The sequence below is a fragment of the Leptotrichia hongkongensis genome, assembly GCF_041538065.1.
In the GTDB taxonomy this organism is placed as follows: domain Bacteria; phylum Fusobacteriota; class Fusobacteriia; order Fusobacteriales; family Leptotrichiaceae; genus Leptotrichia; species Leptotrichia hongkongensis.
The window spans coordinates 81,125-103,679 of sequence record NZ_JBGORW010000007.1 but is presented as its reverse complement, the minus strand read 5'-3'; the positions used below and the strand labels follow the sequence as shown (position 1 = coordinate 103,679).

The 22,555-nt window shown below is 30.1% G+C and carries 23 protein-coding genes; 4 read left to right on the top strand and 19 right to left on the bottom strand.

Annotated features, from left to right (window positions below; all coding sequences use genetic code 11):
* Positions 1-77: 77 nt before the first annotated feature.
* Positions 78-998: a cation diffusion facilitator family transporter gene (locus ACEG17_RS06750; protein WP_372583078.1), complete on the bottom strand. Its 921-nt coding sequence runs from the start codon at positions 996-998 to the stop codon at positions 78-80.
* A 252-nt stretch (positions 999-1,250) separates the two neighbouring features.
* On the opposite strand from ACEG17_RS06750, the gene ACEG17_RS06745 reads away from it, so the two are divergent.
* The 4 genes from ACEG17_RS06745 (at position 1,251) to ACEG17_RS06730 (ending at position 4,143) form a co-directional block, all read left to right on the top strand.
* Positions 1,251-2,081, top strand: a complete 831-nt coding sequence (locus ACEG17_RS06745; protein WP_372583077.1) for a tetratricopeptide repeat protein — start codon at positions 1,251-1,253, stop codon at positions 2,079-2,081.
* Positions 2,082-2,103: 22 nt separating this feature from the next.
* Positions 2,104-3,057: a DUF4037 domain-containing protein gene (locus ACEG17_RS06740; protein ID WP_372583076.1), complete on the top strand. Its 954-nt coding sequence runs from the start codon at positions 2,104-2,106 to the stop codon at positions 3,055-3,057.
* Between the two features lie 66 nt (positions 3,058-3,123).
* A complete protein-coding gene (locus ACEG17_RS06735; protein ID WP_372583075.1) occupies positions 3,124-3,747 on the top strand; it encodes a DUF4125 family protein in 624 nt (207 codons plus the stop codon).
* A gap of 24 nt (positions 3,748-3,771) precedes the next feature.
* On the top strand, positions 3,772-4,143 hold the full coding sequence (locus ACEG17_RS06730) for a hypothetical protein (protein ID WP_372583074.1): 372 nt from the start codon (positions 3,772-3,774) through the stop codon (positions 4,141-4,143).
* A gap of 311 nt (positions 4,144-4,454) precedes the next feature.
* On the opposite strand, the gene ACEG17_RS06725 is transcribed toward ACEG17_RS06730, so the two are convergent.
* From ACEG17_RS06725 to ACEG17_RS06640, 18 genes are all read right to left on the bottom strand, one after another.
* Positions 4,455-5,261 (bottom strand): tetratricopeptide repeat protein, encoded by an 807-nt coding sequence (locus tag ACEG17_RS06725; RefSeq protein ID WP_372583073.1) that lies wholly within the window; start codon positions 5,259-5,261, stop codon positions 4,455-4,457.
* Positions 5,262-5,273: 12 nt separating this feature from the next.
* Positions 5,274-5,774 (bottom strand): very short patch repair endonuclease, encoded by a 501-nt coding sequence (locus ACEG17_RS06720; protein WP_372583072.1) that lies wholly within the window; start codon positions 5,772-5,774, stop codon positions 5,274-5,276.
* A 6-nt stretch (positions 5,775-5,780) separates the two neighbouring features.
* On the bottom strand, positions 5,781-7,223 hold the full coding sequence (gene purB / locus ACEG17_RS06715) for an adenylosuccinate lyase (RefSeq protein WP_372583071.1): 1,443 nt from the start codon (positions 7,221-7,223) through the stop codon (positions 5,781-5,783).
* Between the two features lie 266 nt (positions 7,224-7,489).
* Positions 7,490-7,966, bottom strand: coding sequence for a hypothetical protein (locus ACEG17_RS06710; RefSeq protein ID WP_372583070.1), 477 nt, complete (start codon positions 7,964-7,966; stop codon positions 7,490-7,492).
* A 64-nt stretch (positions 7,967-8,030) separates the two neighbouring features.
* Positions 8,031-8,468 (bottom strand): rhodanese-like domain-containing protein, encoded by a 438-nt coding sequence (locus tag ACEG17_RS06705; RefSeq protein ID WP_299571633.1) that lies wholly within the window; start codon positions 8,466-8,468, stop codon positions 8,031-8,033.
* Between the two features lie 174 nt (positions 8,469-8,642).
* The gene (locus tag ACEG17_RS06700) at positions 8,643-9,941 is read right to left on the bottom strand and encodes an adenylosuccinate synthase (protein ID WP_372583069.1); all 1,299 of its coding nucleotides are present in this window, start codon (positions 9,939-9,941) and stop codon (positions 8,643-8,645) included.
* Between the two features lie 235 nt (positions 9,942-10,176).
* Entirely contained in the window at positions 10,177-10,848 is a 672-nt protein-coding gene (locus ACEG17_RS06695; RefSeq protein WP_372583068.1) for an HAD family hydrolase, read from the bottom strand.
* A 19-nt stretch (positions 10,849-10,867) separates the two neighbouring features.
* Positions 10,868-11,302 (bottom strand): HutP family protein, encoded by a 435-nt coding sequence (locus tag ACEG17_RS06690; protein WP_372583067.1) that lies wholly within the window; start codon positions 11,300-11,302, stop codon positions 10,868-10,870.
* Positions 11,303-11,322: 20 nt separating this feature from the next.
* The gene (gene aroQ / locus ACEG17_RS06685; protein WP_299571646.1) at positions 11,323-11,754 is read right to left on the bottom strand and encodes a type II 3-dehydroquinate dehydratase; all 432 of its coding nucleotides are present in this window, start codon (positions 11,752-11,754) and stop codon (positions 11,323-11,325) included.
* Positions 11,755-11,776: 22 nt separating this feature from the next.
* On the bottom strand, positions 11,777-12,274 hold the full coding sequence (locus ACEG17_RS06680; protein WP_372583066.1) for a shikimate kinase: 498 nt from the start codon (positions 12,272-12,274) through the stop codon (positions 11,777-11,779).
* A 48-nt stretch (positions 12,275-12,322) separates the two neighbouring features.
* On the bottom strand, positions 12,323-12,511 hold the full coding sequence (locus ACEG17_RS06675; RefSeq protein ID WP_299571651.1) for a DUF4250 domain-containing protein: 189 nt from the start codon (positions 12,509-12,511) through the stop codon (positions 12,323-12,325).
* Between the two features lie 15 nt (positions 12,512-12,526).
* Positions 12,527-13,393 (bottom strand): hypothetical protein, encoded by an 867-nt coding sequence (locus tag ACEG17_RS06670; protein ID WP_372583065.1) that lies wholly within the window; start codon positions 13,391-13,393, stop codon positions 12,527-12,529.
* Between the two features lie 40 nt (positions 13,394-13,433).
* The gene (locus ACEG17_RS06665) at positions 13,434-14,249 is read right to left on the bottom strand and encodes a hypothetical protein (protein ID WP_372583064.1); all 816 of its coding nucleotides are present in this window, start codon (positions 14,247-14,249) and stop codon (positions 13,434-13,436) included.
* 29 nt (positions 14,250-14,278) lie between these two features.
* Positions 14,279-15,094: a shikimate dehydrogenase family protein gene (locus tag ACEG17_RS06660; RefSeq protein ID WP_372583063.1), complete on the bottom strand. Its 816-nt coding sequence runs from the start codon at positions 15,092-15,094 to the stop codon at positions 14,279-14,281.
* A 25-nt stretch (positions 15,095-15,119) separates the two neighbouring features.
* On the bottom strand, positions 15,120-15,836 hold the full coding sequence (locus tag ACEG17_RS06655) for a pseudouridine synthase (RefSeq protein WP_372583062.1): 717 nt from the start codon (positions 15,834-15,836) through the stop codon (positions 15,120-15,122).
* 58 nt (positions 15,837-15,894) lie between these two features.
* On the bottom strand, positions 15,895-17,070 hold the full coding sequence (locus ACEG17_RS06650) for a chorismate mutase (RefSeq protein WP_372583061.1): 1,176 nt from the start codon (positions 17,068-17,070) through the stop codon (positions 15,895-15,897).
* Between the two features lie 551 nt (positions 17,071-17,621).
* Positions 17,622-20,087 carry a glycogen/starch/alpha-glucan phosphorylase gene (locus ACEG17_RS06645; RefSeq protein ID WP_372583060.1) on the bottom strand — a complete coding sequence of 822 codons (2,466 nt, stop codon included), beginning with the start codon at positions 20,085-20,087 and terminating at the stop codon, positions 17,622-17,624.
* 307 nt (positions 20,088-20,394) lie between these two features.
* Complete coding sequence (locus ACEG17_RS06640) at positions 20,395-22,554, bottom strand: AAA family ATPase (protein ID WP_372583059.1); 2,160 nt, start codon at positions 22,552-22,554, stop codon at positions 20,395-20,397.
* Position 22,555 lies beyond the last annotated feature (1 nt).

Genomic DNA, 22,555 nt, shown 5'->3' with positions numbered 1-22,555 from the left:
CTATAAAAAAACAAAAGCTGGCTAAATGTCAGCTTTTTCTCTTACAGTTAAATTTCTATCACTTTTAAAAGTATATGTTAAAAATGTGGATTTATTTCAGGATTTTCAATTTGAACTGTCACATGTTCTATTCCGTATTCATTTTTCAAAAGTTCTACCACATCATTTACAATCTCGTAATCATTTACACCATTATACTCATCAAGTAAAATATGAAATGAGATACTTATATTTTCTTCAGAAATATTCCATAAATGGAATTCATGAATATCCTTTATCTTATCAATTGTCAAAATTTTAGCATAAATTTCATCGATATCTAAATCGCTGGGAACAGCTTCCATTAAAATAAAAAATGCTTCTTTTGCAATTTTTAATCCCCCAGTAAAAATAACAACGCTTATAATCACACTTATTATTATGTCAAAAATAACAAGGTTAGTTAATTTTAAAATAATCGCAGCAATTATAACTCCAACCGAATTTAGTGTATCACCTAAAAAATGCCATAATGCACTTTTTACATTAAGATTATTTTCTTTTTTCAAACTTTTCATAAGTACAAACATAAGTATTATATTAACCAAAAGTCCGATTACTGCAATTGTAAACATTGTAAAAAAATCAACATGCTCTGGATTGAAAAGCCGTTTTATAGCCTCAATAACTATTCCAACCGAAATTATCATAAGAGCCAGTCCATTTATGAATGCAGAAATTATCTCAATTCTCAAAAATCCATAAGTAAAATTTTTGTTTGGCTTTTTGGCTGAATAAAATACTGCTATAATGCTGAACAAAAGTGCAATAACATCCGAAAACATATGAAATGAATCTGAAATAAGTGCAAGTGAACCACTAAATATTCCACCAAATAATTCAACTAAAGCAAAAAATAGCGTCAACAAAATTGAAGTTATCAAAGTTTTCTTTGATTGCGCCTGATATTTGTAATGTTTTATATGATGGTACTTAAAATCTATTTTTTCTTTATCCATATTATCTTTCCCTCTTTCCACTAAAAATATTTAATCTATTTTTATTATATAATAGGAGTTTTTTTATTTCAACAACATAATTTTATTTTATAGTAAAACTATTTTGAAATCTTAAAATTATTTTTAATATTGTTGCAGATTGCAATTTTGTATGGTAAACTTTTGTTAGAAATAATAATTAAAATGGATTCAAATCATACTTTTATAACATAAAAATTAAATAATAAAATTAATATAAAGGAGAAATATAAAATGTCAAATATATTTGAAAAAAAAGTTAGAATAAATGAATTGACAAACTTAAGAAAAGAACTTATGCAGCAGGGGAATGTTGTGGAAGAGGTTAAAGTATTAAAGGAATTAGCAGAACTTACAGAAGAGGTTTTTGGTGAGGAAAGTGATGAAAATATTCAAATTTTGAATGAAGTTGGGGGAACTCTTAAATATGTTGGAGAGTTTGACACGGCAAAAGATGCTTTGCTGAAAGCACAAGGCTTTATTGAGAAAAAGTATGGCAAAGACAGTATTCCTTATGCGACTTGCAGCCTGAACCTAGCTGAAGTTTACAGATTTATGAAAAAGTATGATGACATAGAAAATATTTATCTTAATACTATGAAAATTTATGAAAGTAATAATTTGCAGAATGATTATGTTTATGCAAGCGTATGTAATAATTTGGCTTTATTTTATCAGGAGCTTGAAAGATACGAGGAAGCGATTGAGTTGCAGGAAAAAAGTCTGGAAGTATTGGAAAAAGTTGGAGAAAATCCTATTCAGTATGCAATTACGTTAAGTAACCTTGTACAGCCTTACTTGAAAGTAAAAAATAAAGAAAAAGCAGAAGAATATTTGCAAAAATCACTGGAACTAATTGAAAAGGAAGTTGGAAAAACTCATAACTTGTATGCAGCAGTCCTTAACAATATGGCAACTTTTTATTTTGCAGAAAATGAATATGAAAAAGCATTGGAGTTATTTGAGAAAAGTGCTGAAATTTGTGAAAAGACGTTTGGGAAAGAAAGCAATAATTACAAAAATATTTTGGAAAATATTGAAGTTGTAAAGGAAAAAATGATTTAATTTTTTGGAATAAGGAGAAAAAATGGATTCAAATAAAATAAAAGGGCTGGAACTTTCAAAAAGATATTTTGAAGAAGTTTATCTGCCAGTTATAAAAAGTGAATTTCCAGAAGTTTTTGAAAAAATGGCGGCTGGACTTGCGGGGGAAGGTTCAGAATGTTTTGGATTTGATGATGAGATTTCACAAGATCATGATTTTGGACCATCCTGCTGTATTTGGCTAAGTTCAGAAGATTATGAAAAATATGGATTAAATTTGCAAAAAAGGCTTAATGAATTGCCAAAGGAATTTTTGGGATTTAGAGCATTGAATGTGAGCGAATTTGGGGATGGACGGCGTGGTGTTCTTAATATTGAAGACTGGTTTTTCAAGTTTTTGGGAGATGTGAAAGCACCTGAGAACTTATATGATTGGCGGTTAATTCCAGAAGAATTGCTTGCAACAGCGGTTAATGGAGAAATTTTTATGGATAATTCAGGACAATTCACAAAAATTAGAAATGATTTGGAAAAATATTTTCCAGAAGATATACGGCTTAACAAAATTGCGACAAGATGTATGAAAATTGCACAATCTGGGCAGTATAACTATTTACGATGTATGAAAAGAAATGAAATTGTGGCAGCAAGGCTGGCAGAAACTGAATTTATAAATGAGGCAATACATATAATTTTTTTATTAAATAAAAAATATAAACTTTTTTACAAATGGATGCCAAGAGCCTTAAAAAACTTGAAAATCTTGGGAGAAAAAACTTATTTTTTAATTGAAGAACTGGTAAAATTGCCAAATGGTGCAGTTAATCGAAAATTTCAAATTATTGAAGAAATAAGTGCCGATGTAATTTCGGAAATGAAAGATCAAGATATTGTTCCAAGACAATTAATAAGCGATTTTTTACAGGATTATGGGCCTTTTGTACAAAATAAAATTGAAGATGAAAAATTAAGAAACTGGAATCCTGCGATGGATTAAAATAGAAAATTTTTAAAATAATCAACAAAGTTAAAGAATATTGGATTTAAAATAGGAGAATTGAAAATGGAAATAGAAATTAGTAAAAAAGAAAGTTTTATTCGGCAAATTTTAAAAAGGGAATGGGAATTTTTTCAAAATGTGCATCATACGGAAGGAAGAGCTGATTGTCAGGATAATCCACAGGAATTTGAAATTATGAGAAGAAGCCAATGGGAAACATTGCCTGATGAAATTCTGGAAAGTTATTTGGAAGACTTGATTTTGGCAAAACATCGTGGTGAAAACATTGTTCAGGACAAATATGCCAGAATGATGAAATATAGCTCTCCAAAAGAATACGAAATTATTAAGGAATATTTGCCTAAAATTTCACAAGAAAAGGAAGAGTTAGTACAAAAAATAGTAGAAATTTATTTGCATTGGGAAGAAGAAATAATACAAAAATATCCAAAAGTTACTTCAAAAGGGCGTCCTTTATACTCAAAATATGACACACCCAACTATACTTCAATTGAAACTTACTTGAAGGGAGAATTATCATCATATTCAGTAAAAACATTGAAATTATATTATGAGTATATCCAAAGTTGTGTTACAAATAATATAAACTTGGCAGAAAATAATTTGGAAAACATTGTACTGGAAAAGGGTTACAGTTCTATTGAGGAAGCAGAAAAAAGTTTATAAATTTATAAGTTGGAGGGAAGATAAATGGTAAAAGTAAAGGAATTAATAGAACGTGGATTAGAATTATTTTCAAGAAATAGTGTAAGCAGGCTAGAAAAGTTTTTTGAATCAGCAAAACAAGAAAATCTAGACATAAGTTCAATTGATAAAAAATATATGAAATTTAAAAGAACTAAAAAGAAAAAACGATTTACAACAATTTTTAATTATTTTACTTTCGGATTTTCAGCAATAGGAAGAATGGCACATATGGCTTATGATGCTGAAAGAAAGGAAGAATTTAAAAACGACAGAATGAAATTGCAAGAGGAAATAAAGGATGTATTAGCGAATGAAAATATAGATGATAATTCTAGGGAGCTATTACAAATAATGGATTTCTATTTATATGATTAAAACTACGAATCAGGTGTACTGTCAAATCAAGTAAAATAAAAAGTAAAAATTTAATACTGGAAGCAATAAAACAGCTGATAACCAGTATCCCAAAAGGAGTCTTTAAGATTTTCATATCAGACAGAGATAAGTAATTTTTATGCTGGAAAAAAGTAAAGAAGATAAGAATAGACTTCTATTTTGCAGTTCCTTACTATTCATAACAGGCAAGTATATAATGAAAACAGTAACGGTCTTCTGAGAGAGAATTTTACCCAAAGAAGACCGATGTATCAAAAATAAAAACAATTAATATTGCAATTTATGAAATATTATAATCCGTGTTCTTCCATTATCAATATAGTGTTATATTCTGCCTCTGCTTCTCGTGAACCTTTATCCATCGCCATTTTATAATATTTTTTAGCATTTTTATAATCTTTTTCATCTCGATAAATTGCTCCCATATTTATCATTGCATCTATTTTTCCTTTTTGAGCAAGTGGTATTAAATATTTTTTAGCTTGTGTAAATTTCCCTTGAACTTTATATAAAATACCTAAATTATATTTTGGGTCATCATTATTACCTAATTCTATTGCTTTTAAAAAATATTTTTCTGCTTCATCGTATTTTTTTTGATAATAACAAGAAATCCCTAAATTATAAGAAACTTCACTTTCTTGGTATTTTGCTTTTAATAATTTCTTATAAAGTTCATCTGCCTTCTGATAATTTCTTTCTTGTCTATAAATTATAGCCAATTGGAATATTGCATCGTTTTGATTTTTCTCAGCCAATTTCTCTAGATATAATTTTTCTTTAACAAAATCTTTTTGTCTATCGTAAAACATCGCTAGATTATACATTGCATCATCATACCCCATATCAGCAGCCATTTTATAATATTTTTCACCTTCCACTATTTTTCCTTGCTCCATATAAAGATAACCTAAATTATATATCGCATGAATATCTTTTTCCTTAGCCAATTCCAAGTATATTTTTTCCGCTTCTCTATAATTTTTATGATCTAAATATGTTTTTGCCAATTTAAACTTTTCTTTAGAATTTGTATTTGAAAAAATGTTAAAAGATAATATCAAGACTAAAAAAATTAATAATAACTTGCTTTTCACTGCATCATCTCCTTATTTCATATATTTTTTATTTTTCTCTGCAACTTCCATTTGTACTGAAATATCCTCTTCCTCATAATTAAAAACTCTTTCAATCCTATCTCTTAAAATTTTCAGATATTTTTTTCTGTATTCTTCATTTCGTTGCATTTTGTTGACTTCACATTCCCAAATTGTAATAACACTAACATCCATCTCAAAAAGCTTCTCACGAACCTCAATATCCCTCTCTACATTTCTTCTAAACTTCTTTTCCCAATATTCAGCATGCGTCTTAGGAAAAGTTGCAATTTTACAATTTTCGTGTCTATGCCAAAAACATCCATTTACAAATATCGCAGTATTATATTTCAAAATAAAAATATCAGGTGTTCCTGGAAGCTGCGAATAATTAATTCTGTATCTATATCCCATTTTATAAAGCAATTTTCGAATGTAAATTTCAGGTTTCGTGTTTTTAGATTTTATTCTTGCCATGTTCTGGCTTCTTGTGAGAGTTTTTTTCTTTTTCATTTTTTATTAAACTCTCAATTCCTCCCTATCCTCCACAATCTCATCCTTATACTTATCCAAAATCGGATTAATCTCATTCTTCACAAAATCCTCAGTCTGCTGTCCAGCAAATCCAGTATAATTAGCAGAAACCAAGATACCTTCCATATCTTCCGCTTTAAGTCCTAGTCTTCCGTCTTTTATAATTCTGTCAATTAGTCTGTTAGGATTTCCGTTCAATTTAATTTCCTTTGTTTCTTCCATCGAAAGTTCTCTTATGATTTCGTGAACTTCTTGTCTATCCATTCCTTTTTTTACTGATTCCATAATGATGTTTTCAGTTGCCATAAATGGTAATTCCTTTTGAATATTTGCTTCAATCACTTTTGGATAAACAACAACTCCGTCCATAATGTTAAGCCAAATAATCAAAATTGCGTCCACTGCTAAAAATGCTTGTGGAATTGAAAGTCTTTTGCTTGCAGAATCATCCAATGTTCTTTCAAACCATTGTGTTGCAAAAACTAATGCTCCTGTTTGTGAACTTGAAATCACGTATTTGGCAAGTGATGAAATTCTTTCACTTCTCATCGGATTTCTCTTGTAAGCCATCGCACTTGAACCAATTTGATTTTTTTCAAATGGCTCTTCTAATTCCTTCAAATGCTGCAGTAGTCTAAAATCGTTCGTAAATTTATGAGAAGATTGAGCAATATTCGACAATAAATTCAAAATTTGTGCATCTACTTTTCTATCGTAAGTTTGCCCCGAAACACCTTGTTTTTTACCAAATCCAGCTTTCTCAGTAACCAGTTCATCCAACTGTTTTACTTTTTCAAAATCTCCTTCAAACAACTCTTTAAAACTAGCCTGTGTACCAGTAGTCCCTTTAACTCCTCTAAATCTCAAGTTTTCAAGTCTGAATTCCAGCTCTTCAAAATCAAGAAGCAAAGAATGAAGCCACAATGTCGCTCTTTTACCAACCGTTGTAAGCTGTGCCGCCTGAAAATGCGTAAATCCTAGAGTAGGCAAGTCTTTATATTCCAATGCAAAATCTCTCATTTTTTCAATCAAAGTAAGCATTCTTCTTTTAATAACTAAAAGTCCTTCCTTAATTTGAATCAAATCAGTATTATCCCCAACATACGCACTTGTCGCTCCCAAATGAATGATTTTTCTTGCATTTTTCGCCTGTTCTCCATAAGTATGAACGTGAGCCATCACATCGTGTCTCAATTTTTTCTCAAATTCTGCTGCAACTTCAAAATTCACATCATCTTTAAATTTTTTAAGTTCCGCAATCTGCTCATCCGTAATAAAATCAAGTCCAAGTTCCTTCTCAGCCTCCGCCAAATTTATCCACAACTTTCTCCAAGTTCTAAATTTAAACTCAGGTGAAAAAATATGCAACATTTCCTTACTCGAATATCTTTCCGCCAACGGATTTGAATATATACTCATATTTTCCATTTTCCCATTTCCTCCTACTTGCTTTGATTTATTTTTCCTGTAATTTATACTCTGAATCTAAATTCCAGTTAAATCCAGTACCTAATATATCCCAATCATAATTTTTATTTTTTATTTTTGAGTTTTTTCGATAACAATTTTCACAACATGTTATTATTTGAACTTAGGAAGAATATGATAAAATCTTTAAAAATAAAAATAATATAATCTTATTCACAATTCTCCTTTATATACACAAAATCTTAATTTACAAAACTTTCTAGTAACTAATTATCCCAAATATAAATTGCCCCATCCTTAAAGTAAATCTTTTTCACTTCATCTTTATTTACGCTAAAACTAAAATTAAATGGTTTATACTTAATTCCTTCATTATTTTCATAAAACCCTGTTACAACTATTTCTTCATCACTATTAACAAAATTTTCTATCATTGCAGTGGAAATTGTTTTATTTATAATAATTTTTGGATTTTTTCCATTTACTTGAAAGTCTTTTTCTGTATAAACTTTTTTATTATTTCCAGTTGCCTTAAAATTTTCATATTCCAATTCTATTTTATTTTTATCAGTTTTTGAAACTCTAGTTCCAACTAATTTCAATGTAATCGTATTAAAAGATAAATTTTGAGCAGCACTTTCATTCACAGTTTTATCAATTTTAGACTTTTTACCATTTTGTGCTGGAGCTGAAAAGGAAATAATTCCAATCCCTAGCATTAACATTATTAGTATTTTTTTCATTACCTATTCCCTTCTTATTCAAAATACAGTATTTTTTCTTTTACATCTTTAAATACTACATTTTTTATTTCACAACTTCCCCGTTCCAATCTTTTATTCCACCAAAATCAATCACGTTTGTATAACCTTTTTCAATCAATTTTAATGCTGCTTCCCTGCTTCGTCTTCCACTTCTGCAATAAACTAAAATTAAAGCATCTTTATTTTTCAATTTTGCTTCTGCTTCATTTTCAATAGTTTCCAATGGAACAGAAATTGCATTCGGAATATGCCCTTCGTTATATTCTTCCAAAGTTCTAACATCTACAACTATAACTTTTTGAGTTTCCATCATCTTTTTAGCTTCATCTGAAGTTATCTTTTTGTATTCTGCTTTTTTTCCAGCTTTCGCTTCTTTTGACATTGTTAAATTCTTTTTTTCGTTTCCTGTTTTACTACAAGAAAATCCAAACACAGAAAATACTCCAATCATTGTCATCAACATTATTTTTCTTATTTTCATTTTATCTCTCCATTTCATTATTCAAATTTTTTATTTTGTAATTTTTCTCAAATTCAATATCTTGTTTTTCTTTTATAAAATTCTTATTCCTATCCAAAAGTCTTTTTCTAAATTCTAAAATCTTATCTTTTGAATTTACTTTATTTCTTAAATAATTTCCTCCAATTTCAAAAACTACTTCACAAACTCTCCCAAATCATATCTATAAATATTCTGACTTCTTTCAGGCCCTACTGAAATCATCGAGATTTTACATTTCAATTTTTTCTCAATGTATTCAATATATTTTTTACAATTTTCCGGCAAGTCTTCGTAATTCTTTATTTGCGTAATATCTTCTTTCCAGCCATCTAATTCATCGTAAATTATTTTCAAGTCTTTAGATTTTCTCAAGTTTCCAGGATAAGAATGATATACTTTTCCGTCAATTTCATAACCTACTGCCACTTTTATTTTTTCAAATCCTGTCAATACATCCAGTTTTGTCAATACAATGTCTGTCAATCCGTCAATTAACACTGCATATTTACCAATTACCAAGTCAAGCCATCCACATCTTCTTGGACGTCCAGTTGTTGCTCCAAATTCGTGTCCCACTTTTCGTAAAGTTTCTCCATCTTCATTTTCTAACTCTGTTGGAAAAGGCCCTTCTCCCACTCTTGTTGTATACGCCTTCATAACTCCTAGCACTCTTGAAATTTTTGTTGGAGCGACTCCTGTTCCGACTGTTACTCCACCAGATGTTGGCGATGATGAAGTTACGTAAGGGTAAGTTCCGTAGTCAATGTCAAGCATTAACGCTTGAGCCCCTTCAAAAAGCACTACTTTTCCTTCTTCAATCCCTTCATTGATTTCTACAACGGCATCTATTATTCTAAATTTTATTTTTTCAGCAAGTTTCATAAATTTTTCGTAAAGTTCTTCCAAGTCAAAAGTTCCTTTACCGTATCTAGTCAGCATATCGTTTTTTTCATTCACGTTCCAAGTAAGTTTATCCCTAAATCTTTCAGGATCCAGTAAATCACCAATTCTAATTCCATTTCTTGCAATTTTATCAATATAGCAAGGACCTATTCCTCTTTGAGTCGTACCAATTTTATTTTCACCCATAGCTTCTTCCTTAGCCTTGTCAATTTCGATATGGTAAGGCATTATTATGTGCGCTCTTTCATCGATAAATAAATTATCCAGCTTTTTTCCTCTTTTTTCCAGCTCGTCAATTTCCGTCAATAATACTTCAATATCAACAACAACTCCAGCCCCAATTATACATTTTCCAGCCGAGTTAATAATTCCAGACGGCAGCAAATGCAAAATAAACTTCTCATCGTTTACAACAACTGTATGTCCAGCATTGTTACCACCTTGAAATCTAACTACATAATCCGCTTTTGGAGAGAGTACGTCAATAATTTTACCTTTTCCTTCATCTCCCCACTGCGTTCCCACAATTACAAAAGTATTATTTCCCATATTCCATTCCTCCTAAATTTTTAGAATTTTCTTACTTTTTTTGAAACTGAACCATAAAAACTTAAAAATTTAGCTTACTAAAATTTTATCTTTTTACTATTCATTTTACTATATTTACTATTTTTTTTCAATTGATTTAAATCTTTTAATAAAATAATTTTCACAAAAAAATAGGAGTTATCTTATTTGCCACAAATAACTCCTATTAATCAATTTCTATTTTATTTTTAGTAATTTACTTTCCCTCAAAGTAATCAAGCACTTCCATTAAGTTATCAAACTTTTTATAAACCAATTTTTCAATTTCCTCTGTTGGTTTCAACTTATCTGGCACCATAATTGGAAATGTCCCAGCTGCGTGAGCTGCTCTTATTCCATTGAACGAATCTTCAAATACTACCGTTTTTTCAGGAGATGCCCCAGCTTTTTTTGCACTTATTAGAAATACTTCCGGATCAGGTTTCCCGTGAACAACATCTTCTGCTGTCACTAAATGGGAAAAATATTTTTTTATACCTTTTCCTTCTGTTAATGCCTCTGCCAGATGTAAATCCGATGAAGTAGCTAAAATCATCTGTTTATTATTTTTCTTTAAAAATTCAAGCAATTCTAATGCTCCTAATTTTAGTGGAACTTCGCCTTTTAGTCCTTTTTCCAGTATAAAGTTTTTAACTTTTCCCATCATTTCGTCATACGGAAATTCCCCACCCAAGGCTTCCTTAAACAATATTCTTGCTTTATCATTTGTAACGCCCGTTGTTTTTTCCACAATGTCATTTGTTATTGTATATCCCTTTTCTTTAGCAACTTCACGTCCATATTCCACATAAATAGTTTCTGTATCAAACAATAATCCATCCATATCAAACAAAAATAGTTCTATTTCATCAAAAAATTTTTTTCCCATAATAAGCCTTTCCTTAATTTTATTTTTCGTTTTCAAGTATTGAAACTGAACGATGTGCAACAGAAGTTATCACTTCATTAAATTGTAATATTCCAACACTTAAAAATATTGCTACAGCCAGATGTTCCCCTTCTCTTGCCAGCCCAATTTTTCCACCGACACTAAGACCGTTTATAATTGCTTCAATTTGGCTCATTGCTTCCCGCATTGCACCGATTACTGCACCATCGTGAGCATGCACGTCTTGAATTAAATTATTTCTTTTGGCTGCCATTAAGGCGCTTTCTATAAATTTAAAACGTGATTGCGGCATTGCACCACCAACATTTACTGCAGCTGTCTTTATGCCAACTTTTTTGTAATCCTGCATCAATTTTTTTTCTTCATCACGTGAAGAAATTGACATTTTCAATGCTATTCTGCATATTTCAACACTTTTATTACTTTCTTCCATTTTTCTATCCTCTATATTTTTTATCTTTCTAAAAGAAGCTCTACAGCCTCTACATACCCATCCTTACCTTTTCCATAAATCTGTGCAATGCAGGCAGGAGCTGTAACCGAAATTTTTCTAAATTCCTCTCTTTCGTAAATATTGCTCAAATGCACCTCCACAGTCGGAATAGATACAGATTTTATTGCATCAAAAATTGCATAGCTGTAATGAGTATAAGCTCCAGGATTTATTACAATCCCGTCAACTTCATTAAAATATGCTGACTGCAAAAAATCTATAATTTTTCCTTCAGAATTTGACTGCAATATCTCGATTTTTACATCTTCATTTTCAAATTTTTCTTTTATGTATTTACAAATGCTGTTATAATCATCATTTCCATAAATTCCCTTTTCTCTAATTCCTAGAAAATTTAGATTAGGTCCATTTATAATTAATATTTTTTTCATTATTATTTTCCCATCCATCTTTTTATAAAATTTTTCCCTTCAATGAAGTAATTATCCTTTCAACAATTACATCTATACTATCGTCATTTTTTATAATAATATCAGCATATCGTCTATACAGCTTTATTCTTTCATCATACAGTTTCTGAAGATTATCAGGATTTTGTAAAAGAGGTCTGTTTCTATGATTTTCTTTTGAAATGGCATCTATTGTTCTATCAAGAAATACGACAATCCCAGTTTTTTTTAGAATATCAATATTTTCTTTCTTTTTAACAGCTCCACCGCCTGTTGAAATTATAGTTCCTTCTTTTTCTGATAATTCCTTCAAATATTTAGTTTCAAGTTCTCTAAAATGCTCTTCCCCTTCATTTGAAAAAATATCTGAAATAACTCTATTTTCCTTTTCTTCCAAATATTTATCTGCATCTAGAACAGGGAAATTAATTTTTTTTGACAGCCGGTACCCAATTGTACTTTTTCCACAGGCAGGCATTCCAATCAATACTATATTTTTCATATATTATCTACCTTTTTTCATAGAATTTTTAATTTTTACTTTCCAAAATTATATTTTTTTAAATTGATTTTCCCCTTCCACATATTCATATCCAGCATTTGAAAATCTATCTAAAAGTTCTTTTTTATCAACACCGTAATAATTTACAAGATCATCTAAATCTAAAAATTCATCACGCAACTTCATATTTACAAGACTATAAAGCAGCATTGTATCTTTAGTTTCAAAATTTATCATTCTTTGCTCCCTTTTTTACAAAATTATTTTCACTTTCGACTCATCATTTTCATCAATATTTTCAATTATGACATTTTTACTTGCATCAGCAAATAAACTATAGTATTCGTTTCCACGTTTTTCTAGAAAATCTCCAACTCCAACATTTTCAATTCCAAGGTTTCCTACCACTTCATAAATTTCGTTATAGATTGTTTCTAAAAATCCAATATCAAAAATAGTAAATAATTCAGGCTCGTTGTCAATTCTTGAAAACGCCTTTTGCGGAACAATGAAATACAATGTTGATTCATATCCCATATTTATTCCAAAAATAGAGTATCCACGATGTTCAAGCTCATAATTTATAATTGAATATAAAATATCCACAAGTGATTCATCGTATCCAAGTTCTTTAGAACGGATACTTTCCCAATTTACATCAAGACTGTCAGGATCTATACCCTTTTTTTTAAGCAATTCCCTAAATCCGTCAGTGTAGCCTTTTGCCATAAATTCATAAAGATAGCAATCTGAATATCTTATCATATATTCATAGTAAAACTCTGAAAAAGTATTTATTTTGTTTTCATTTTCTTTATTATTCAAAAATTCATCCCCAAAATATTTTTTTATAGCTTCGTTAGAATCAAATAAATATTCTCTTCTTGCATTTACATATTTTAAGAAATTATCACTATCTAATACTTCTGCCGCAAAATCATCAAGTTCGTTATAAATTGTTAAATCGATATAATCAGTTTTATCTTTTAAATTCACATATTTTCTACTTTTTAATGTAGACCTTTCATTTACTTCAAGATTCTCCATTTCGTAAACTTGATTTTTCTCTTCTTTAGCATTTTCTAAATTTTCATTGTTATTTGTATTTTTCTCACTCATTTTGACTCCTTCCGAATTTTTTTACTTATTACTTATATTTTTATTTTTTTTCAATTGACTGAATTATAAATTTAATATTTGAAAGATTTTCAAATTTTATTAATTTTTTCAATTTTTCTTTATTTTCTCGTGACAATGAAGAAGTCTCCACATAATCATCAAACCATTTATCATAATTACTATAAAGTTTTCTTAATTTTTTTAAGCTTGATTTTGCGATATTTGCAGCCTTTTTCTTTTCTTTTCCTTCGTTTCCTCTTATATCCAGCACTCTTTCCAGCTTGTCATACTCTTCATTTACAAGTGCCTGCATTTTACTGCTTGACATTCCTTTATAATCTTCCTTTTGAATTTTGTCTCCTTCGCTATATAAATAGTCATAGATTGCATTTATATTTTCGTCCACAGTTTTAGCATCTTTTTCAGCTTCAAGATAAGTATTCATATTCAAGTTGAATGTTTCCAGCAACAAATAATTATTTGTGTAAGCATATGACTGAAATTCCCCTGTATCAGCCAAAAATGCTCCAAAGGCATTTTGTAAAAATTTTCGATATTCCACAATATAATCACTATAAAACGCATACATTGTTCTAAAATTAGAACGTCTATTTCCAGTAAGCCTTCCAAATTCTTTATCAAAATATGCACGATTTTCATTATACAAGCTTGTCATTACATCGGCATAGGCAGAATTTGCGACTGCTGTTCCATTTTTTACTGCTGATGATGAATTAAAATATTTATCAAAAATTCCTTTCTGTTTTTCATTACCTGCATCAATAATCTCCTTGTTTGTTCGTGCAAAACCAATACTTGAAAAAATGAGTATTCCTATAATTATTTTTTTTAACATTAAATTTTCCTTTCTTCTCAACTTTGTTTTTATTTATATAATTTTTTTTCTAATCTTTTATGAATCTCTTTTATAATTTCTTTGCTATATTCTTCATTATGCCAAATTTCTTCAGATTTTATTGCTTGTGAAATAAGCATTACTAGTCCATTTGCCACTTTTACTCCCTTTAACTTATATTTTATCATAAGAACAGTTTCTTTCGGGTTGTAAACAATATCCACAACTGCATTTGCATTAATCAAGTTTTTTTCTTCAAGCGGACAGTTATCAATCGCAGGGTACATTCCAACTGGAGTACAGTTTACAATAAGCTCAATATCCCTAAGTCCTGCAATTGCTGAATAATGAATTAGCCTATCTTGTATTCTCACATTAAAGGGGTCATTTTCAATAATTGTAGCAAGAAAAATATTTTCGGCACCACTGTCAATCAGCCCATTGTAAATAGCCTTTGAAGCTCCCCCAGTTCCAAGCACAAGCACTTTTTTACCATTTACGTCAATATCATTTAACTCCAAAGTTTTCAAAAATCCAAAATAATCAGAGTTGTCTCCAATCAATTTGCCGTCTCGGCATGTTATCGTATTCACTGCCCCAATCTTCTTAGCAGTTTCCGATACCTCATCCAAATATTTAATAACTTCCAACTTGTAAGGAATTGTAACATTAATACCATTAAATTCACCATTTCTTATGCTTTCCATCAATTCCCCAATTTCACCAATCTCCTTTTCAATCATCTTATAGCTTGCTTTTTTTCCAGTCATCTCAAAAAAAATTTCATGAATTTCCTTTGAATAGCTATGTCCCAATTTTTCTCCTAATAATCCAAATTTTTCCATTTTATTGTTTCCTTCTTTCTGCAAATTAAGCTTTCAAATTATTCAATTCTTCCTCTGTTAATTCCCGATATTCTCCAAGTTTCAATTTTTTATCCAGCAAAAGACTTCCCATTTTTACTCGCTTCAAATAAAGAACTTCATTATTGACAGCTTTAAACATTCTCTTCACTTGATGAAACTTTCCTTCAGAAATTGTTATATATACCAAATTTTCATTTTTTTCAGAATTATTACAAATTATTTCAACTTTTGCCTTTTTTGTTACAAAATTTTCTTCCAATTTTATTCCATTTTCCAACATTTTTATATCGTCATCACTAAGAGAATTTGCTATTTTTACATAATATTTCTTATCTACATGTTTTTTAGGAGAAAGTAAATTATGTGACAAAACTCCATCATTTGTAAGCAATAGCAAGCCTTCCGTATCAATATCCAGCCGTCCGACTGGAAAAATATCATAAGTTCTGTATTCATTATTCAACAAATCAATAACTGTTTTATGATGATTATCTTCCGTTGCTGAAATTACTCCAGCGGGCTTATTCATCATAATATAGACAAATGGCTTATAATAAATAATTTTATCTTCATATTTTACAATATCTTTTTCTTCATCAATCTGAATTTTTCCATCTTTTACAAAAATATCATTAACACTAATTTTCTTATTTTTTAAAATATCCTTGACTTCTTTTCGTGTTCCAATTCCCGAATTTGCCAAAAATTTATCCAGTCTCATTATTCTCAAGCTCCTTTAAAACTAGGCTAAAATCAAAAATTTTAAAATGTAAATTTATTTATATTTCTAAATTATACAGCTTATAATTTCCAAGAATTTGTAAATAATTAGATTTTTCTCTCATTTCCTCAAGTGCCATTTTTACTTTCTCACTAGACATATTTCCTTCAAAATCAATGTAAAAATAATATTCCCAAGGTTTACTTACTCTTGGCCGTGACTTCAGATTCACCATATTTAGACCATATTTATAAAAAATCTGCAATAGTCCAATTAATGCTCCTGACTCATTATTTGCACTCGTTACTATACTTATTTTATCGCTTCCATCAATTACAATATCCTCATTTGAAATGATAAAAAATCTCGTATAGTTTTCTTCTTCATTATTAATATTTTCCTTTAGTAATTCCAAGTTGTATACTTCTTTTGTTTTCATATTTGCAATACAGGCATTTTCCTTTTTACCTTTTGATGCGATGTATTTTCCGCTAATTGCAGTATTTGTCATTCGATTAAGATGCCACTCATGCTTTGATAAAAATTCTGAACATTGCATAAAAGCCTGTTCATGAGAATAAATGTTTTTTATATCTTCCATTTTACTTCCTTTTACCCCAAGCAAGTTGTGTGAAATCTTATGTCTGACTTCTCCAATTATATGGATATTTTTTGTATTTATCAAGTCAATGCTATCTCGCACTTCTCCCACGATGGAATTTTCTATCGGCAATATTGCAATATCGATTTGATTAGTATGTACAGCCTCTACCAAATCTTTATGTGAATTAAAATGAAAAATATTTTTATTCTCTTCAATATTATAAATATTTGAATTTTTATTATTCTTAAGCAAGTTCATTAGTACTTCATACGCATAGGAACCAGGCACTCCCGTATATCCTAGTTTTTTATTTTCCAATTCCAAATCATTTACATATCTAGTTGAAATACCAATTTTAAACTTCTGATATTCTTTACTGGAATCCATGATATCCTTTAAAATTAACTCAATATAGTGATTCAGTTCCTTATTTTCAACTCTTTCTAAATTTTTCTGAATAACTTCCTTTTCTCGTTTTTCATCGAAAATCTTCTTTCCAGTTAATTTTTTAAACTGTGCCACTTCCTGCACAATATGTAGTCTTTCTTCCAGCAGTTTCACCAGTTGGCTATCCAATTTATCAATTTTTTCCCGAATTTCTTCCAAATCCAAATTTTTATTTATATCCATTCATCTTCCCTTTTTTCTTTTTATAAAAACGAACCGTTTTATTATAACATAGCTTTTTTAATTTTTCTTTAGAGTATATTAGAAATTAGATTATTTATTGAAATCTTCTTTCTCAATTTAATTACTTTTTTTAATATAAATTATATAATTCACTTAAAGTTTGAATAATAATATGCAAAAATCAATAGACTTTCTAATTTTCCGCTCTATTTTAAACCAAAATTATTATATGCTTGAACCTGAACTGATAGAAACTATATAATTTAGGGTTTGAGTAAAATAGTCATAATTTTTGAGTTCTTTTTTAAACTAGTTTTACTATACATAATATTTTTTTACTCATTTTACTTATTATAAATTATACTAAAATCAGAAGGAAAAAGCAAGAATAGTTAATACAAAAAGGGAATTCCTCTAATTAAAAAGCAATTCCCTTTATAATATATACTCAAACCCATTTAAAATTAAACTGATAAAAATTATATAATTTAGGGTTTGAGTAAAATAGTCATAATTTTTGAGTTCTTTTTTAAACTTGTTTTACTATAAAATTAATCTTCTATATAGTCATGAACTTCAACTGGCTCAATGTTCCAAATTTCTTTTGCATATTCGTCAATTGTTCTGTCTGAACTGAATTTACCAGCGTTTGCAATATTTTTAAGTGCTTTTTTAGTCCATTCCCTTTTATCTTTGAAGGCATTTTGAAGCCTATCTTGAGCTTCTCTGTATGATGCGAAATCTTTTAATAGGAAATATACATCTGGACGGGAACCATCTACTCCATATAGCAATGAATTTTGTAGTTCTCTGAAGATTCCTGTATGATTATCGTCATAAGTTCCGTCACCTAACTGATCCACAACTTTTTTAAGTCCTTCCACGCTATTATATTCATCAAATGGATTGTATCCTCCATGTGCCTGATAGTTTTCCACTTCCTGTGCAGAAAGTCCAAAGATAAATGCATTGTCAAGTCCAACTTCTTCAACAATTTCAACATTTGCTCCGTCCATTGTTCCGATAGTTAATGCACCGTTTAGCATAAATTTCATATTACCAGTTCCAGATGCCTCTTTACTTGCTGTAGAAATTTGTTCTGATACATCTGCTGAAGGGAATATTTTTTCTGCAAGTGAAACTCTGTAGTTTTCAAGAAATACAACTTTGATTTTTCCGTTAATGTCGCTGTCGTTATTTACTTTTTCTGCAACGGCATTGATTAATTTGATAATTCCTTTTGCACGTCTATATCCAGCAGCTGATTTTGCTCCAAAGATAAATGTTCTTGGCTCAGTATCTAGATATGGATTTTCTTTTAATTTATTGTACAAGTCCATAATATGAAGTACATTTAAAAGCTGTCTTTTGTACTCATGCAATCTCTTAACTTGAATATCAAAGATAGAATGAGGATTTACTTCGATTCCTGTAGTATCTTTTATATATTTAGCCAATCTTTCCTTATTATGCAGCTTAATTTCAGCAATTCTTCTTAAAACATTGTCATCATCCAAGTATTGCTCCAATTTTTTTAGTTCATACAAGTCTGTAATCCACTTATCTCCTATTAATTCTGTAATTAATGCTGCTAATTTTGGATTTGCTTTTAATAGCCATCTTCTTTGAGTAATTCCATTTGTTTTATTTAGGAATTTTTCAGGATACAATTCGTTCCATTCTCTTAACTCGCTATTTTTAAGAATTTCCGTATGCAATGCCGCAACTCCGTTTACTTTGTGCGATCCTACGATGGCAAGCCATGCCATTCTAACTTGTCCATCTCCAATGATTGACATTTTGTTGATTCTTTCCCAGTCTCCTGGATATTTTTGCTGTAATTCTGCGACAAATCTTCTGTTGATTTCTTCGATAATTTGATAAATTCTTGGAAGTAATGGCTGAAATAGTGAAATATCCCATTTTTCCAATGCTTCTGATAAAATTGTATGGTTTGTGTATGCAAATACATTTTTACAAATGTTCCAAGATTCATCCCATCCTAATTTTTCCTTATCCAAGAAAATTCTCATTAATTCAGGAATTGCAACAACTGGATGTGTATCATTTAGCTGAATTGCCACTTTTTCTGCAAATTTTGAAAAATCATTTCCAAAAACTGATTTGTATCTTCTGATAATGTCCTGTAATGAAGCTGATGTAAAGAAGAACTGCTGTTTTAATCTTAATTGTTTTCCATCTTTTTCAGTATCATTTGGATACAGTACTCTTGAAATATCTTCTGCCTGAACTGCTTTTGCAGAAGCCTGTAAATAAGTCTGATCATTGAATAATTTTAGGTCAAACCCTTCAGGCGATCTTGCTTCCCATAATCTCAATGTATTTACAGTATCATTTCCATAACCGATAACTGGCACATCATAAGGTACGGCGTGAACTGTTTCGGTATTTACACGTTTAAAGTATTCTTTCCCAAATTCATCACGATGAACTTCAATTTGCCCGCCAAATTTTACTTCAAATACTCTGTCCATTCTTTTGATTGACCAAGGATCCCCGTATTTTGTCCAGTCATCTGGATATTCCATTTGGAACCCATTTTCGATTTTTTGCTCAAACATTCCGTATTTGTATCTAAGTCCATATCCATGTCCTGGCAATGCCAATGTAGCAAGTGAATCAAGAAAACATGCCGCAAGTCTTCCAAGCCCTCCATTTCCAAGTCCTGCATCCATCTCATAATCTTCAATTTTGTTAATATCCACGCCTAATTCATTCAATGTTTCTTTTATAACGTCATTAATTTGCAAATTAATCAGATTATTTCCCATAAATCTTCCCATCAGGAATTCTGCTGAAAAGTAGTACGTTTGCTTTACCTGTTTTTTAGCATAAGTCTTTTTAGTATTGTACCATTTTTCCATTGCGTAATCCAAAGCTACTTTTGAAATTGCATTATATAACTCAAATTCATGAGCTTCTTCAAGAGTTTTTCCATATTGCCTTCTTAGTTCCCTAAGAATACTGTCCTTTAATTCAGCTTTGTCAATTTCCATATTTCCTCCTAAATATTTTATTTTCACTTCACTTTACCACTTTTTCAGCATTATTTCAATACTTTTTATTAAAATTAATACCATTTAGCCGTTATCTTAATTTTGTATAATGAATATTCTAAACTTTATTCTTAATATTGTTCAGTTAAATCGCCTTTTTTGACTTACTCTTATAAAATAAAACTTTCTTATATAAACAATATGTTAAGTAAAAAAAGATAAATTTGCTTTCCTTACAAAAAAAACTCTAACCAAGTAATTTTAGTTAGAGTCTTTATTTCTTACGTATTAAACTTTAAATTATCAACTATTCAGTATCTTTTTTTGAAGATTTTTTAGTTTTAGACACTTTTTTTTCTTCAGTTTTCTTATCTGTTTCTGATTTTTCCTTAATAACCAAAATACCATCTTCCAAATCAGCAACAAGATGTTTTGCATCAAGGTTTTCAAGATGGAAATCAGTCACATTATCACGTATTTGCTGTTCAATTACACGACGTAGTGGACGTACTCCCATAACTTTATCATATCCTTCTTCTGTCAAAAATTCTTTTGCTGCATCAGATACTGCTAAGTCAATTTCTTTTTTAGAAAGAGTTTTATTTACTTCAATAAGCATTAAATCAACAATTTGTGATAAGTCTTTTTTATTAAGATGTGAAAATTCAATCACAGCATTGAACCGATTTAAAAATTCTGGACGGAAGTATGGTTTCAACCTTTCTATAATTTCCTGTTTGTCTGCATTTTCAGTAAGTCCTTTTTCATATCCAAATCCAGCATTTGAAGTAGCTATAATTACAGTATTTTTAAAGTTTACAGTATTTCCCTGTCCATCAGTTAAACGTCCATCATCTAATACTTGTAAAAGAAGCGTTATAACTTGCGGATCAGCTTTTTCAATTTCATCCAAAAGAATAATTGAATAAGGATTACGACGTACTCTTTCAGTCAAAGTATTATTATTGTCATCATATCCAACATATCCAGCTGTTGTTCCAATAAGTTTTGAAACTGCAGTTCTATCAGAATATTCTGACATATCTAATCTAATAATAGCATCTTTAGTTCCAAACATATCGAGTGCTAGTTGTTTTGCAAGTTCAGTTTTCCCAACACCTGTAGGACCTACAAAAAGAAAACTTCCAATTGGACGGTTACCTTCATCAAATCCTGCACGGTTACGACGAATTGCACGTGCAACTGCTTCAACTGCTTTATCCTGACCGATAACTTTTGCTTTTAGACGCTCATTCATTCCTTTTAGACGTTCAATATCACTTGCCCCCATTTGAGAGACAGGAATTCCTGTCATTCTTTCTACAGATTCAGCCACATCATTTATTGTTGCTGTAACTTTCATATCTTCAGTATGATTTTTTATTTTATTTTCTAATTCCTCAATACGATTTTTTGCATTAAGTGCAGCTTCATAATCTTCAGATTTTACTGCCTCAGCTTGTTTTGCTTTCTGTTCTTCAATTTGATGTTCTACTGCATGAACATCAGTTACAGGATGTTGAGCGGCCAAATGTGCTGCCGTCACATCAATTAAATCAATTGCTTTATCTGGCAAGCTACGTTGTGGAATATATTGTATTGAGAAATCAACTGCTGCTTTTAAAACATTATCAGGCAAAATTACATTGTGATGTTTTTCATATAAATTACGAATTCCTTGAAGTATTTTATATGTATCTTCCGCTGATGGAGCATTTACTTTCACTTCATTGAAACGACGTGCAAGTGCGGCATTTTTTAATATTGTATTACGGTATTCATCTTGAGTAGTTGCTCCAATAACTGTCAGTTCCCCACGTGAAAGAGCAGGTTTTAAAATGTCGGCAAGCCCTTTAGAACCACCATCTCCAGTATTTCCTGCGCCTAAAATCTGATGAATTTCATCAAAGAAGAGTATAACATTTCCAAGTTCCTTTACTTCCTTCACAAGATTCTGAATATTTTCCTCAAAACTTCCACGATACTGTGTACCTGCTTCAAGTCCCGAAATATCAATTGAAATAATTTCCTTATTTTTTATAGCGGCAGGAACATCCCCATTTACAATGGCTTGAGCTAGTCCTTCTACAACAGCTGTTTTCCCAACACCTGCATCACCTACAAGAACTGGATTATTTTTTGTACGACGTGAAAGAATTTCCGAGGTTTCCTGAATTTCCTTGTTACGTCCTATAACTGGATCTAGTTTTCCATCACGAGCTTCCTGTGTAAGATTACGTCCAAGTTTTGCAAGAATTCCATCTTGTTTAACATTTTGCCCTTGAGATGCTTGAGTCTGCATTTCATTATTTATTAGCAATTGTCCCGTTGCACGATATTGTTCAAATTCTTCAGGTGTAACTTCTCTTCCGTTTATCAGATAACGGCGATTTTCAGAATTAAAACCTCTCATTCCTCCCATTAACTGATTAAAAAGATCATCCATACTGTTAAAATCTCTACTCATA